The 13,758-nt window shown below is 56.4% G+C and carries 13 protein-coding genes and 1 other annotated feature; of the genes, 1 reads left to right on the top strand and 12 read right to left on the bottom strand.

Annotation, left to right across the window (positions count from 1 at the left end):
- Positions 1-2: 2 nt before the first annotated feature.
- Positions 3-533 (bottom strand): ComEA family DNA-binding protein, encoded by a 531-nt coding sequence (locus tag PT964_RS22130; protein ID WP_274365537.1) that lies wholly within the window; start codon positions 531-533, stop codon positions 3-5.
- 147 nt (positions 534-680) lie between these two features.
- Between PT964_RS22130 and comER the strand changes: the two genes are divergently transcribed.
- Positions 681-1,511: a late competence protein ComER gene (gene comER / locus PT964_RS22125; protein ID WP_274365536.1), complete on the top strand. Its 831-nt coding sequence runs from the start codon at positions 681-683 to the stop codon at positions 1,509-1,511.
- Here the strand turns inward: comER and leuS are convergent, their stop codons facing one another.
- The 11 genes from leuS to PT964_RS22070 form a co-directional block, all read right to left on the bottom strand.
- Complete coding sequence (leuS, locus tag PT964_RS22120) at positions 1,512-3,959, bottom strand: leucine--tRNA ligase (RefSeq protein ID WP_274365535.1); 2,448 nt, start codon at positions 3,957-3,959, stop codon at positions 1,512-1,514.
- A 55-nt stretch (positions 3,960-4,014) separates the two neighbouring features.
- Positions 4,015-4,254: a binding site (T-box leader), on the bottom strand.
- A 156-nt stretch (positions 4,255-4,410) separates the two neighbouring features.
- The gene (locus PT964_RS22115; RefSeq protein ID WP_274365534.1) at positions 4,411-5,187 is read right to left on the bottom strand and encodes a class I SAM-dependent DNA methyltransferase; all 777 of its coding nucleotides are present in this window, start codon (positions 5,185-5,187) and stop codon (positions 4,411-4,413) included.
- Positions 5,184-6,131, bottom strand: coding sequence for a CvfB family protein (locus PT964_RS22110; RefSeq protein WP_274365533.1), 948 nt, complete (start codon positions 6,129-6,131; stop codon positions 5,184-5,186). The genes PT964_RS22115 and PT964_RS22110 overlap by 4 nt, the downstream gene beginning before the upstream one ends.
- Positions 6,128-6,475, bottom strand: coding sequence for a ribosome silencing factor (gene rsfS / locus PT964_RS22105; RefSeq protein WP_274365532.1), 348 nt, complete (start codon positions 6,473-6,475; stop codon positions 6,128-6,130). Before rsfS ends, PT964_RS22110 begins: the two co-directional genes overlap by 4 nt.
- A gap of 4 nt (positions 6,476-6,479) precedes the next feature.
- Positions 6,480-7,064: a bis(5'-nucleosyl)-tetraphosphatase (symmetrical) YqeK gene (yqeK, locus tag PT964_RS22100; RefSeq protein ID WP_274365531.1), complete on the bottom strand. Its 585-nt coding sequence runs from the start codon at positions 7,062-7,064 to the stop codon at positions 6,480-6,482.
- On the bottom strand, positions 7,054-7,647 hold the full coding sequence (locus tag PT964_RS22095; protein WP_274365530.1) for a nicotinate-nucleotide adenylyltransferase: 594 nt from the start codon (positions 7,645-7,647) through the stop codon (positions 7,054-7,056). The genes yqeK and PT964_RS22095 overlap by 11 nt, the downstream gene beginning before the upstream one ends.
- Positions 7,644-8,546 carry a shikimate dehydrogenase gene (aroE, locus tag PT964_RS22090; RefSeq protein ID WP_274365529.1) on the bottom strand — a complete coding sequence of 301 codons (903 nt, stop codon included), beginning with the start codon at positions 8,544-8,546 and terminating at the stop codon, positions 7,644-7,646. Before aroE ends, PT964_RS22095 begins: the two co-directional genes overlap by 4 nt.
- 26 nt (positions 8,547-8,572) lie before the next feature.
- Positions 8,573-9,682, bottom strand: a complete 1,110-nt coding sequence (gene yqeH, locus PT964_RS22085; protein WP_274365549.1) for a ribosome biogenesis GTPase YqeH — start codon at positions 9,680-9,682, stop codon at positions 8,573-8,575.
- A gap of 13 nt (positions 9,683-9,695) precedes the next feature.
- Positions 9,696-10,208, bottom strand: coding sequence for a YqeG family HAD IIIA-type phosphatase (locus PT964_RS22080; protein WP_274365528.1), 513 nt, complete (start codon positions 10,206-10,208; stop codon positions 9,696-9,698).
- A 92-nt stretch (positions 10,209-10,300) separates the two neighbouring features.
- The gene (locus tag PT964_RS22075; protein ID WP_274365527.1) at positions 10,301-12,523 is read right to left on the bottom strand and encodes a transglutaminase TgpA family protein; all 2,223 of its coding nucleotides are present in this window, start codon (positions 12,521-12,523) and stop codon (positions 10,301-10,303) included.
- A complete protein-coding gene (locus PT964_RS22070) occupies positions 12,520-13,755 on the bottom strand; it encodes a DUF58 domain-containing protein (protein WP_274365526.1) in 1,236 nt (411 codons plus the stop codon). Before PT964_RS22070 ends, PT964_RS22075 begins: the two co-directional genes overlap by 4 nt.
- Positions 13,756-13,758: the final 3 nt, after the last annotated feature.

Genomic DNA, 13,758 nt, shown 5'->3' with positions numbered 1-13,758 from the left:
AGTTATTTTTTGTCCGGGGCCGGGCTTCCCGTTGTAATCCGATCCTTTATTTTTGCGAACATTTTTTCACCGATTCCCTTCACGTTCATGACAGCTTCGATAGAGTCGAAAGGACCGTTCTCCTCGCGATAGGCAATGATCGCGGCGGCTTTGCTCGGCCCGATTCCCTGCAGCGTGTCAAGTTCCGCGGCGGAAGCCGTATTGATATTGATTAAGCTTTCGTTCACCGTTATCGCTTTGACATTCACAGCCTCTGGCGCAATTTCCGTGCTCTCCGCCGCACCGACATCGACGTTTACGGCGGTATTGACGGTTTTAGCAGCGTCGACGTTTTCGGGAGCATCGACGACGTTCGGCCCGGTTGCCTCTTTGTCGTCTTTTGCATCCGGCGAGATCAGCTGCGCTACGGCTTCGTTAAGCACCGTCCACTCCGCTTCGGCCGGCTCGGACCACGGCGCCGTGAAGAACAAGACGGCCCCGATCAGCAAGCCCGCGGCAGGAATGAAAGCCAAGGGCGAAATTCGTTCGGACATCATATCCCTCCAAAAATAAGGTATTCGCTTCTTTTTACGACATAAGACAAGATTTATAATTCATATAATTGGAAAAAACGGAAGCTATCTCTTTCGAAAATAAATCGGACAACTAGACAAACAACGCAGCAGAAGGAGGAGACGGACATGAATGTAGGATTTATCGGAACCGGCAGCATGGGCAGCATTCTCATACAATCTTTCATCCGATCGAATGCGCTCGAGCCGAAACAGATCGTTGCGGCCAACCGCACGTTCGAGAAAGTAGAACAACTGGCTGCGGCTTATCCGGGTTTACGCGCCGCAAAGTCCAATATTGAGGTCGTCCTTGATTCGGACATTGTTTTCTTATGTATAAGGCCTGCACAATTCAAAAAGGTGATTGACGAGATTAAGAGGGTCGTGCTTCCTGAGCAGTTGATCGTTTCGATCACAAGCCCCGTACTGATTCGCCACTTGGAGCATCATTTGCGGTGTAAGGTCGCCAAGGTCATTCCGAGCATCACGAATTACGTATGCAGCGGCGCAACTCTTGTTATGTACGGAAATCGTGTGGAAACGGAAGATGAAGATCGCTTGGAAGCGTTGCTTCGTTGTATTTCAAAACCGTTAAAGGTGTCTGAGGAGTATACTCGGGTTACTTCGGATTTGTCCAGCTGCGGGCCTGCCTTTCTGTCTTACTTTATCGAGCAGTTCGTTCAGGCGGCGGTCGAGCGGACCGGTATTTCAAGTGAAGAGGCAACCCGCGTAGCCTCCGAGATGCTGCTGGGGACCGGTTTGCTGCTGACGAAGGGCGGCTTTACGCCGGAGGCTCTTCGCGAGCGGGTGACGGTTCCCGAGGGCATCACCGCGGAGGGGCTGCGGATGCTTTCATTAGACCTTGACGGAACGTTCGAACGGTTAATTCGTTCGACGCACAACAAGTATCAAGATGAGGTGGAAAAGGTGGAGGGGCTGTTTTACAACCCCACCCAATGATCAACCGACAACAATATTAACAAGCTTGCCCTTAACGGCGATGACTTTGCGGATTTGTTTTCCGGTCATCGCCGCTTTTACGTTATCGAGGCCGAGCGCAAGCTCTCGCAGCGCCTCTTCGTCCGCATCCGCCGCTACGTTGGCGCGTCCGACGATTTTTCCGTTCACCTGTACGACGATTTCGACTTCGTCGTCCACCGTCCACTTCTCGTCGTACTCCGGCCATGGAACGTAAGTGATCGATCCGGAATGGCCGAGCTTCTCCCAAAGCTCTTCGGCAATGTGCGGAGCGATTGGAGCCATCAGCTGCACGAAACGGTTCATCCCGTCCAGAGGCAGCGTCTCCATTTTGTATGCCTCGTTCACGAAAATCATCATTTGCGAGATGGCCGTGTTGAAGCGCAGCGCCTCGTAATCCTCGGTAATCTTCTTAATCGTTCGGTGCAGCGTCCGCTTAAAGGAGTCGTTGCCGCCGTCCGGGCGAATTTTCGGATTGAGCTGACCGTCTTCGGTTACGAACAAACGCCAAACCCGGTTCAAGAAACGGTATACCCCTTCCACACCGTTCGTGTTCCACGGCTTCGTCGCTTCCAGCGGCCCCATGAACATCTCGTACATGCGCAGCGTATCCGCGCCGTATTCGTTCACGATCTCGTCAGGGTTAATGACGTTCCCGCGCGATTTGCTCATCTTCTCGTTGTTGTCGCCCAAGATCATCCCTTGGTTGACGAGCTTCCAGAACGGCTCCTTCGTGGAAACGACTCCGATGTCGTAAAGCACTTTGTGCCAGAAGCGGGCGTAGAGCAGGTGAAGCACCGCGTGCTCGGCGCCGCCGATATAAAGATCGACCGGAAGCCATCGTTCCTGCTTCTCCTTCGAGCAAATTTCCTTATCGTTATGCGGATCGATATAGCGCAAATAGTACCAGCAGCTTCCGGCCCATTGCGGCATCGTATTCGTCTCGCGCTTCGCCTTCATGCCCGTCTCCGGGTCCGTCACGTTCACCCACTCGGTCACGTTGGCAAGCGGCGACTCGCCGGTTCCGGACGGTTTAATTTCATCCACGTCCGGCAGCAGCAGCGGCAGTTCGCTTTCCGGCACCGGCTTCGACGTGCCGTCTTCCAAGTGCAGCACCGGAATCGGCTCGCCCCAGTAGCGCTGCCTTGAGAACAGCCAGTCGCGAAGGCGATAGGTGACTTTCTTGCTGCCCTTGCCGATCGATTCCAAATGCTGAATCATCTTGTCGATCGCTTCTTGCGTATTCAAGCCGTTCAAGAAATCGGAGTTCACGTGCTCGCCGTCGCCTGTATACGCTTCTTTGGAAATATCGCCGCCCTTCACGACTTCAACGATCGGAAGGTCGAACGTCTTCGCGAACTCGTAATCGCGCTCATCGTGTCCCGGAACGGCCATAATCGCGCCGGTGCCGTATCCTCCGAGCACGTAGTCGGCGATCCAGACCGGCAGCTTCGCGCCGTTCACCGGATTAATCGCATACGCTCCGGTAAATACGCCGGTCTTCTCCTTCGCAAGGTCGGTACGCTCCAGATCGCTCTTGCGCGCAGCCGCTTCTTGATATTCGGTCACAGCCTGCCGCTGAGCTTCGGTGGTAATGCTCTCCACCAGCTCATGCTCCGGAGCGAGCACGCAATACGTCGCCCCGAACAGCGTATCCGGCCGTGTCGTAAATACGACCAGCGTCTCGCCGGCGCGGCCGTCGATTTCGAATGTCACTTCGGCGCCGACCGATTTGCCGATCCAGTTGCGCTGCATATCTTTAATGCTTTCCGGCCAATCGAGCTCCTCCAAATCTTCCAAGAGCCGCTCGGCGTACGCGGTAATGCGGAGCACCCACTGGCGCATCGGCATCCGAATGACCGGATGGTTGCCTCGTTCGCTCAGACCGTTGATGACCTCTTCATTGGCAAGCACCGTTCCGAGAGCGGGGCACCAGTTCACCGGCATCTCCGCTACATAAGCCAGACCCTTCTTGTACAGCTGCAAGAAAATCCACTGCGTCCACTTATAGTAGTCCGGATCCGTCGTGCTGATCTCCCGGTCCCAGTCGTAGCTGAAGCCGAGCGATTTGATCTGCCTGCGGAAGTTGTCGATATTTTTCTTCGTAATGTCGCGAGGATGCTTGCCGGTATTCAAAGCATGCTGCTCCGCCGGCAGTCCGAACGCGTCCCAGCCCATCGGATGGAGCACGTCGAAGCCGCGGGCCCGTTTGAAACGGGATACGATATCCGTAGCGGTATACCCTTCCGGATGTCCGACGTGAAGGCCGTCTCCCGACGGATACGGGAACATATCCAAAGCGTAAAACTTCGGCTTCGAATCGTCCTCCAGCACCTTGAACGTCTTATGTTCATCCCAATACTTCTGCCACTTGGGCTCAATCGATTGCGGATTATAGCCGCCTTGCTGTTGCTTGTTCGCTTCAGTCATGAAACTCGCGCCCCTTCCTTTTCAACTAAAAAAGCCTCCCGTCTCTAGCGACCTCGCTAGGGACGAGAGGCGTATCTCCCGTGGTACCACCCTAGTTGACGATAGGCATGCTTTGCCTGCCGTCCACTCTTCCTCGTAACGCGAGGGTACGCTGCAATCTAGCGAGCCAATCAATGGCTGTTCGATCACAGAGCTCCAAGGCGAGTTCGCCGCCGCACGCGTCGGCTTCCACCAGCCGCCGACTCTCTGATTGTGCGCGCCAAGAACGGTTACTGCTCCTTGTCGTTGCTTCGGAATATTCATAATTGTTTCAAATTATAACTGCGGGAAACCAAAAAAGTCAAGTTTTGTCGCGGAACCCGCGGGCTCGTCTTAGGTTACGGAATAAAGTTCCGTTCCAGCACCTCCGCGGTGGCTTTTCGCTCATTCCGCCGCACCCGCCCGCAACCGATCACGCAGGCTTGCGCGCCGCGAAAAACATACGAAGCGTAGAATCGTCGTCAATCGGCTCGAATGAGAAATCGGAATAACTTTGTACATCCGTAAATCCCGCTTCCTCCAGAAGCGTTACGATCGTCTCCGCCGGGTAGGCGCGCTGCCGATGCGTCTCGGCCACCTTCACGTACCGGTCTCCCTCGCGAATAAAAAACGACAAACGATGCGTTACAGTTACGGTCCGGTCATCCAATTCGCAAGTCCATATGTAGGAAACGTCTTCTTCATCCAGTATGAACGGTTCATTAAACGCATATTCCTCCATTTGATTCCGATGGTGCATGTCGAAAATAAACGTTCCGCCGGGAGCAAGCCCTTCCCAAACCCGCTCGATCGTCCGCCGCACGTCGTCTTCGGTCAGCAAATAGCTCATGCAGTCGCACAGCGATATGGCCGAATCCGCCGGCTCGGGCCAAGACCACTCTCGCATGTCCTGGCGCGACCACTGCACGTTCCCCGCCATGGGGGTTTCGCTGCGAGCGGCGGCTTCTTTATGCTGCGCGACGGAAAGCATCGTTTCCGAAATGTCGATCCCTACCACACGAAGCCCCGAGGCGGCGAGCGGAATCGAAATCGTCCCCGTGCCGCAGCCGAGATCGACGACCCGGGACGGACGCCCGTTCAGCTCCCAATACGCGTCGAGCCAGCCGAGCCAATCGCCGTAGGGCATGTCCGACATTAAATAATCGTATACGCCGGCGAAGCCGCCGTACGGATTCTGAACAGAGATCATGGAGCGTCTCCCGCTTCCGAAGAGCCGACAGACGCTTTTCCGCGCTCCGTCAAGTGAGTCCAGGTGCCTTGCTGCTCGACTAAGCCGTCCTTCATCAGCTTACCGAGCGCGCGCTTGAACGCGGATTTGCTGATGCCGAACCGCTGCTGGATAATGTCGGCCTGCGTTTCGTCCGAGTACGGCATCGACCCGTTCGGACGCTCCTTCAAGAAAGCAAGCAGCTTGTCGGAATCCTCCACCCGGCCGACTTCCTTGCGCTGTCTCATCGACAGGTTGACGCGTCCGTCCTCCCTGACGAAGGTGACTCTGGCATGCACCTTCTCGCCGACGCGCAGCGAATGGGTCCGCTCATGCTCCGGTATGTATCCGATTGCCCCGAAGCCGAGAACGCCGGCGTCGACGACGACGAACGTGCCGGTACGGAGCGTATGGTATACCCAGCCGTCCATCCAGCGGTTTCGCCAAGCCGAAGGCGCACGAACGACGCGCTCTGCGATCGCTTCCTCTTTGGCCGCTCGCGCCAGCAGGCGGCCCGACTTGTCGCGGTCAAGGACGACGTATACCTCATCGCCTTCCACCGGACGATAACGGGGCTCAAGCGGCAGCTCGCCGGCCGGCAGCAGCACATGGCGCGCCAGGCCGATTTCAAGGAAGCAGCCGAGCTTCGGATGAACGTCGGCTACCTTAAGCCTCGCGAGATCCCCGTATTTGATCAGCGGTTCGCGAAGCGTGGCCGTCAAACGGTCCTCGCTGTCATGATAAAGAAACGCTTCTACCGTGTCCCCCGCCTTCAGCTGCTTTCCGAGCGCCTCCGGAAACGGGAGCAACACCCGCTGCACTCCGTCGGTCAGCGCAAAGCCGTGCGGATTTTCCTGCACGACCTGCAGCTGCCGGACTGTGCCGGCTTCCAAGCCTTGCATCGCCGCACCTCCGTTTAAACTCATGCGAATTCTACCGCCTTCGCGTCGGACCATAGCCGTTCGATGTTGTAATACTCCCGCTCGTCCCGATGGAACACGTGAACGACGACGTCGCCGAGATCGACGAGCACCCAACGTGCGGTGTCGAAGCCTTCTACGCCTCTGACGCGGTAACCGCTCTCCTCCGCCTTCTTTCGGATTTCGTTCGCAATGGACTGAACCTGCGTGTCCGAGTTGCCGTGGCAGATGACATAATAATCGGCGACCAGCGATATTCCTTGCAAATTAAGCGCTACGACGTTGAGCGCTTTTTTATCTTCTGCGGCATCCACCGCCAATTGAAGCAACGCTTCAGGGGTTATGGTCATGCGTTCAAGCCTCCTGTGTAAGAGAAAGAATAAGATCGTTTCGAGTAAGGACGGTTAAAGGATAAATTCGCTTCCTTTTCTCCATCAAAAATGAAATCGTTCCGTCAAAGCCGGCAAGCAGCGCCTCCTCCAAGCTTTCCTCCGAAAGCCGGCGCAAGTTGTCGACGCCCGGAAACTCCCGTCCGGGCTCGATATAATCCGCCAGGCAAATAATTTTTTCCAGCCGGGACATGCCGACCCTGCCTGACGTATGGTAACGGATTGCGTTCAGCACCTCCGCATCGGCGACTCCGTAATCGCGCCGAGCGACATAAGCGCCAGCGTGGGCGTGCCACAGCTCTTTGTCGTAATCCAGCACGTCGAGATGGAGCCCTTCCTCCATAATTGTATCCCGCTGTTTGTCCACCGGCCAAAACTTGGCGACATCATGGAGAACGGCGGCCAGTTCCGCTTTTTCCGGGTCGTCGCCGTACCGCTCCGCGAGCTTCATCGCGCTGGACACGACGCCTAACGTGTGCTTCCAACGCCGCTCCGGCATTTGCTTCGATACTTCCGACATCAGCCGATCAATCAAATCCCTATGCTTCATACAGCTTGTTCTCCGTAATAAAAGCATGCACCGGTTCCGGAACTAGATACCGGACGGACAATCGATCCCGCACCCGGCCTCGAATTTCCGACGACGAAATATCGATCTCCGGCAGCTCCGCGAACGTTAATCTCCCCGCCGCAGCGGGAGGTATGTCCCCCGGCTCCACCACATAGCCCGGTCTGGCGACGCCCAAAAATTCGATATGCTGCACGATTTCGTCGATGCGGTGCCAATAATTCAAATACTTCACCATGTCCGCGCCGATGATCCATACGAGCGTGTCGTCCGGATACAATCGTTTTAGCTCCAAAACGGTGTCGATCGTGTACGATACGCCGCCGCGATCGATCTCGATCGTCTGCATCCGAAAGCCCGGATTGTCCCGAATAGCCGCTTCCACCATGGCCGCCCGCTGAGCCGGGTCCGCTCCTTGCAGCGGCGGCTTGTGCGGCGGCTGATACGCGGGAATAAACCAAATCTCGTCGAACCTTCCGTGCTCCCGAACCCGCTCCGCGAGAATGAGATGGCCGGTATGAACAGGGTTGAAGGTGCCGCCTAATATTCCGATTCGGCGTGTCATCTCTCTCCCCCTCCCGGCGGCTCCATCGCCCGCAGCACCGCTGCGCGCATCGCCTCCACCGGCGCCGGCGCGCCGGTCCAATATTCGAATGCGTAAGCTCCCTGATACACGAACATGCCTAGCCCTCCGTGTACCTTGGCGCCTGCTTGTTCGGCATGCATAAGCAGCTTCGTCGACAGCGGATTGTAAATCAAATCGCTGACGATCGTTCCTTCCCGAAGCAGCGCCGGGTCGACCGGCATTTCCTCGGTGTTCGGATGCATGCCGATCGGGGTCGTATTCACGATAATATCGACTTTCCCTATAATATGGTCGATTCCATCCCAGCCGATACCTATGCAATCCGATGAGCCCGCAAGCTCCGAAACGAGCGCTTCCGCTTTCCCGGCCGACCGGTTTGCGATCCACATCCGCGAAGGCTTCTCCGCGGCCAGCGCATGCGCCACTCCTCTTGCCGCCCCGCCCGCGCCAAGCATCAGAATGCTCGAACCCTCGATGCTCGCTCCGGTTTCCTCCTTCAACGACCTTACGTACCCGATGCCGTCGGTATTGTATCCGATCAGCCTTCCGCCTTCATTCACAATCGTATTGACCGCCCCGGCCTTCCTCGCCGTTGCGTCGATTTCATCCAAGTATTCCATTACGCGGACCTTATGCGGGATCGTCACGTTCACGCCCCGAAAGCCTAGCGCGCGAACGCCTTCGACAGCGCTGCCCAAAGCGTCCGGCGTTACATGAAACGCCCCGTACACGGCGTTCATGCCCGCCGCACGAAACGCTTCGCCCAGCATGACGGGCGACTTCGAATGGCGCACCGGATCGCCGAACACGCCGTAAAATACCGTCTCGCTATTTACGGCGAACGAGGCGGACGGACGGCCAACTGCGGTTTCTCCCATCGCTCTCTCTCTCCTTCTCCGTGTTTCTATATCAAGCTGTCTCTCGCCAGCACTTTAATTCCTTTCGGAACGTGAGCGTCGATGACGGCTCCGTCCTCCCCGTGAATCCGAATCCAGCCGAGCCCGGAAATAAATACATCCTGCTCCGTTCCCGGACGGATCGTAAACCGGTGCCGCGTTAACGGGCCCAGGTCGTCGACATGCGCCTTGTCCGGCGGTGTAAGGAGCGTCCCTTTGTGCTCGGCGTACAATGCATCGGCCCTCTCCAGCTTCGTCCGGTGAACCTCGATCCCTCTGCTTACATAGCAGGTGAACGACCGCCGGCTTCCTTGTACGAAATCCACTCTCGCCAAAGCGCCGAAAAACAGCGTTTGCTCCGGATTTAATTGATACGTTACCGGTTTAAGCGGTTTATCCGGCACGAGCTTGCCTAAATCGGACTTCGGTACGCGCTCGGTCAGCCGCCAATCGTACACGATTCCCGGCGTATCGATTATATGCTTTTCGTCATCCAGCGGAATATGTACAAGGTCGAGCGTCGTGCCGGGATATGCGGAAACGGTAAGCTCCGCGTCGAGCGGACTATAGTCGGAAATCAGACGGTTCACGAAGGAAGACTTCCCGACATTCGTCGCGCCGACCACATAGATGTCTCTTCCCCTCCGCAGGCTTTCCATCGTCTCAACCAGCCGGTCAAAGCCGATGTTCCGCTTCGCGCTTACGAGTACGACATCGGCAACCTTAAGGCCTTCTTCCTTGGCGCGGCGCTGGACCCAGTTCCGAATCCGGTTCGGATTAATGTCCGCAGGAATCAAATCGATCTTGTTCACGACAAGCAGCACCGGGTTCGCGCCGATGAACCGCTGTAAGCCGCTAATAATACTTCCTTCAAAATCAAACAGGTCGATAATATGGACAACGAGGCTGTCCGTGTCGGCGATGCCGCCCAGCAAGCGAAGAAACTCGCCTTGGTCCGGCGTAACGGAGGAAGCCTCATTGTAATGTTTGATCCGGAAGCAGCGCTGGCATAAAAGCGGGGTGCGCTCCGCGGCCGAGCGCGGTATAAAGCCTAATGCTTCTTTATGTTCGGATTGCAAACGGACGCCGCAGCCGGAGCAGCCGGCCCCCGTTCCCATATTGGAATTCACGTTAAGGAAGCAGCCCTTTCTGTTTCAATTTGGAGACGAACGCACGCTCCAGGTTACGGTTGATAAGGCGCGTATACCAGCTTTCGTCATGCGCCGCGATCGGATCCACCAAGATGGTGTACAGCCCGATGCGGTTTCCGCCGAGAATGTCCGTCATCATTTGATCTCCGACGACCGCGGCCTCCGAGGCGCGCAAGGACATCATTTCCAGCGCACGCACAAAAGCCGCATGCAGCGGCTTCCGTGCTCGATATACATAAGGCAGCGCCAGCGGCTCGGCGAACGCGCTGACGCGGTCTCTTCCGTTGTTGGATACGATGACGACCTGAAACCCGCGGCTGCGAACAAGCTCGAGCCAATCCGCAAGCTCCGGAGTCGCATATGGCACCTTCGCGCCGACAAGCGTATTGTCCAAATCGGTAATTATGCCCCGGATGCCTTGCCGCTTCAAGTCGGTCAAGTCGATATCGTAAATCGTGCTTACTCTTACTTTGGGGACCATCAATTGCAGCAAACCGTTCACCCCGCGCAGAAGTCATGGCAAAATGATACCATATTTTCGCACCGGATGAAAAACAGCCGCAACGAGCGACGGGAAGAGCACGATTATCTCAAGCTTTCCCGTAGCTTTCGCATCAATGTTTCCGCATTCCAATACTCCTGCTCGCTCAAGCCGTTTTTGCTGTATTTCGCCTTTTCGAACGTAAGCATAAGCGAGTTTAAATCATTTTGGAGGAAGGCGTGCTCCTTCATCCAGCGCTGCATCATTTCGCGAACCGTCTCGTTATCGGTCCAATGAAGCCCTTTGCGCCGCATCCTGTAAAGAAGCCGCTCCATTTCTCCAAGAAACTTCAAGTTGTAATTGGGCGATTTGCGGAAACCGCGGGTGCGCAGCAGCGCAATCCATTGAAAACGAACCGACATCCAAACGATGCCTGCAATCGCCACAACCGCACTCAAAGCCGCAATCCAAACCTGATGGTTCGTACCGCTTGTTCCCTTTTCGGCCACAAGCGCCTCCGTCGTCTCTCCCAAATCCGCCGGAAGAGCAACCTCGGTCTCATTTTCCGTCTGAACGATCGGCAGCGAGAAGCCGGCCGTCGGCTCGAACGGAATCCAGCCGAAGCCTTCGAAGAACACCTCTACCCAGGAGTGGGCGTCCGAATTTCGGACGGTATATGTCCCCGGACCGTCGTAATCCCGCTCTTCTCCCGGCAAATATTGCCGATAAATAAACTCCATATCCGATTGTCCGGGAATATAGCCCTTCACCCAGCGTGCAGGCAGCCCGATGGAACGGGCCATAACAACCATCGCCGTAGAGTAGTAATCGCAATAGCCTTCTTGAATTTCAAACAGGAACCGGTCCACGAAATCCGCGCTCGTCCCTTTGGAAACGTCCGGCGTGTTCGTATAAGGAAAGCTTGTGCTTAAATACGTTTTGAGCGCTTTCGCCTTGTCGTACGGGTTGTCTGCCTCCTCCGTCACCTTCTGCGCCAGCAGCCGGACGCGGTCCGGAATGTTCGGAAGCTGCAAATAATCTTGAAGCAGCTCGGTGTCCGTTACGGGCGCCGACTGACGCAGCTTTTCCTCATCGATGACCGGCATTTGCGACGTTACCGTATAAACGGAAGGATAGTCGATTCCGCTTGATTCGAACCAAAGAATGCCGTTCTGCTCCCCTTGCCAATACATTCGCATCTTGGCTTCTTCCGAAACTTCGGGACCCGCCTCAACGGTTTGGGCGTACGGCGCCGCGAAGAGCACCGGGTAGGACCTCCCGTCCGCCATGCGGAACGTCTGCGTAATTTCCACCGTCTCAAGCATATTCGTTTCATAATCCCTCTTCGGCGCTTCGGCGGACGAACCTACCGGCAGCAAGCGGTGATTCATTTCCCTGGAGGTCGGCTCCCAGCCGTTTCCGTTGTAGTACGATCTCGTCTCCCCCCGCCAATAGCTCCGCCGCGACGTATCGACGGAAAATACCGGCGAATAGTCGAAATCGAAGGCGGCGCCGAGATGCGTATCGTTCCGGCTGTAGCCCGAGGATGCGTTGCGCGTCGTCGATTCCCCGAACCAGCCCCCGCTTTTGCCGAAAGCCGGAACCGCCTCGCCCTGATACGTCTTCCAAGCGGTGTACGGATCCATAATGACCGGGCGAATGTTCGGCGCCAGCATACCGAGCGCCAAGGAAGCGGTTATGATCGTAACGACCATGACGAAGATCGGAACGGGGTAGCTCATCAAATTATCGTACCCTTCAGGATCTCTAAGGCGAAGCTGCTGCAGATGGTGTATGACGAGCATCGTTAATCCGCAGCCGATCATTATGGCCACTTGATCCCAAAACACGAAGGAGCTGAACGAATCGACGACGCTGAGCAGCACGATGCCGAACACCATCAACGCAAAAATCCGCCATCTCGACGTTAAATATCCCGAAAGCATGATGAAAAGCGCCCATGTCCCGGCAGCAAACCAAATGAACGGATGGAGCCTCAAAACATACTCCAAGACGCTCAACAGGAAACCGAGGGGTACGCCTTCAAGCTCCCCCGCCGCCGGTTCGGGCCGTACGACATAGCCGGTCACCGCAATCACCGCGGCGATTCCCGCGAGCCTTCGAAGCCATGCCGGCCGTTTCGTGAAGCATTCGACAACATAAGAAACGGTCAACGCCCCGACGACCACCGGCTTCGTTTCATTGACCCAATACGCGTCAAACCAAATGATAAGCTGATATAGAAAAATGCCGAGAAACAGATTGATTCCTTTCTCATGCCAGTTCGTAAACAACAAGCGGCGGATGCTCAGTTCGCCTTGGCTCATGCTTCCCGCCCCCTCAGCGCCGAAGGCAAATCCTCCAGCCTTTGAATACTGTATGCAGGCGTTCCGATTCCCCGCAGCAAGCGCGTCCAGTCCTCGCGAACCTTCACGGCCTGCTCGGCGTTCACCCACATGTGCGCCGCTCCGGTGCCGTATGCGTGAAGCCATTGAAACGTCCGCAGCATCGAATCGTTGCGCAGCGGCGAAACGACCGCGACGACGCAGCCGCCCGAAGGAAGCTTCGTCCGGTCCGAGATCAGCTTCATGACGTCTTGGCTGGCGTCGGGCTGCACTTCAATCAAGTGCTGCTCGATTCGCTTCTTAGCCTCATACCCGCCGGGCGGCTCCCAGAACGTCTTCCCTCCGCCGGCCGACAACAATCCGACGGACATGCCGCGCGAAATCGCAAAATCGGCTAAAGACGCAGCTGTCGACACGGCGAGCTCAAACCCGTCCTTCGAACGGTATCCGGAAGGATTCCGGTCGAGAACGATCATCAGCTTAGGCAGCGATTCCCGCTCGAACTCCTTCGATTTCCACGTTCCCGTTCGGGCCGTCGCATTCCAGTGTATTTTGGCAAGACGGTCTCCATAAATGTATTCCCGGACGCCGTTGATTTGCGTAGTCTCTCTTTGGCTTCCTCCCGAAGCGGACTGCTGGTGGCTGCCTTTGAACAGCTGATGCAGATGCCGCCATTCCGGAATGGCGATCGTGCGTGGCAGCACGCTGAAGGCCAGCGGCATGGGAACCATGCCTTTATGCTCGAACAAGCCGAAAATATCGGCGGTGACGCACTCCACCTCTTCAAACCGGTAAAACCCTCTCGCAAGCGGCGGCGTCACGTATTCGAGCATTCCGTTTCTTCGCCAGTCGGGAACGAAGGTGCCCTCGAACAATTGAATATTGCCGTCTCTGCGAATCAAACGATCCTTAACGGTGACGTAAGGAATCGGCCAGATCCCGGGAATCGCCACTCGAATCGCTACCTTCAGCGCCGTGCCGGACTGAAGCGCCGCTCCGCCCGTCACGCCGTAAATATCGCGCTTGCCGCGCGTTGAAGCGATCCCGCTCCAGCGGCCGAGCGATAAATAAACCGTTAATGTGGAAACAATGATGAGGAGCATCAGCGACAGCTTGCCGCCTTGGAACAAGACAAAAAAGATCGAAGAAACAAGACACAGCAGGAGCACCCATGCCTTCAGCGGCCATCGCGGCGTCTTTGCGGCGCGAAGCATGCG

Source organism: Paenibacillus thermotolerans (assembly GCF_028745515.1).
GTDB classification, from domain to species: Bacteria; Bacillota; Bacilli; order Paenibacillales; family YIM-B00363; genus Paenibacillus_AE; species Paenibacillus_AE thermotolerans.
This window is presented reverse-complemented; position numbering and strand designations above follow the sequence as displayed.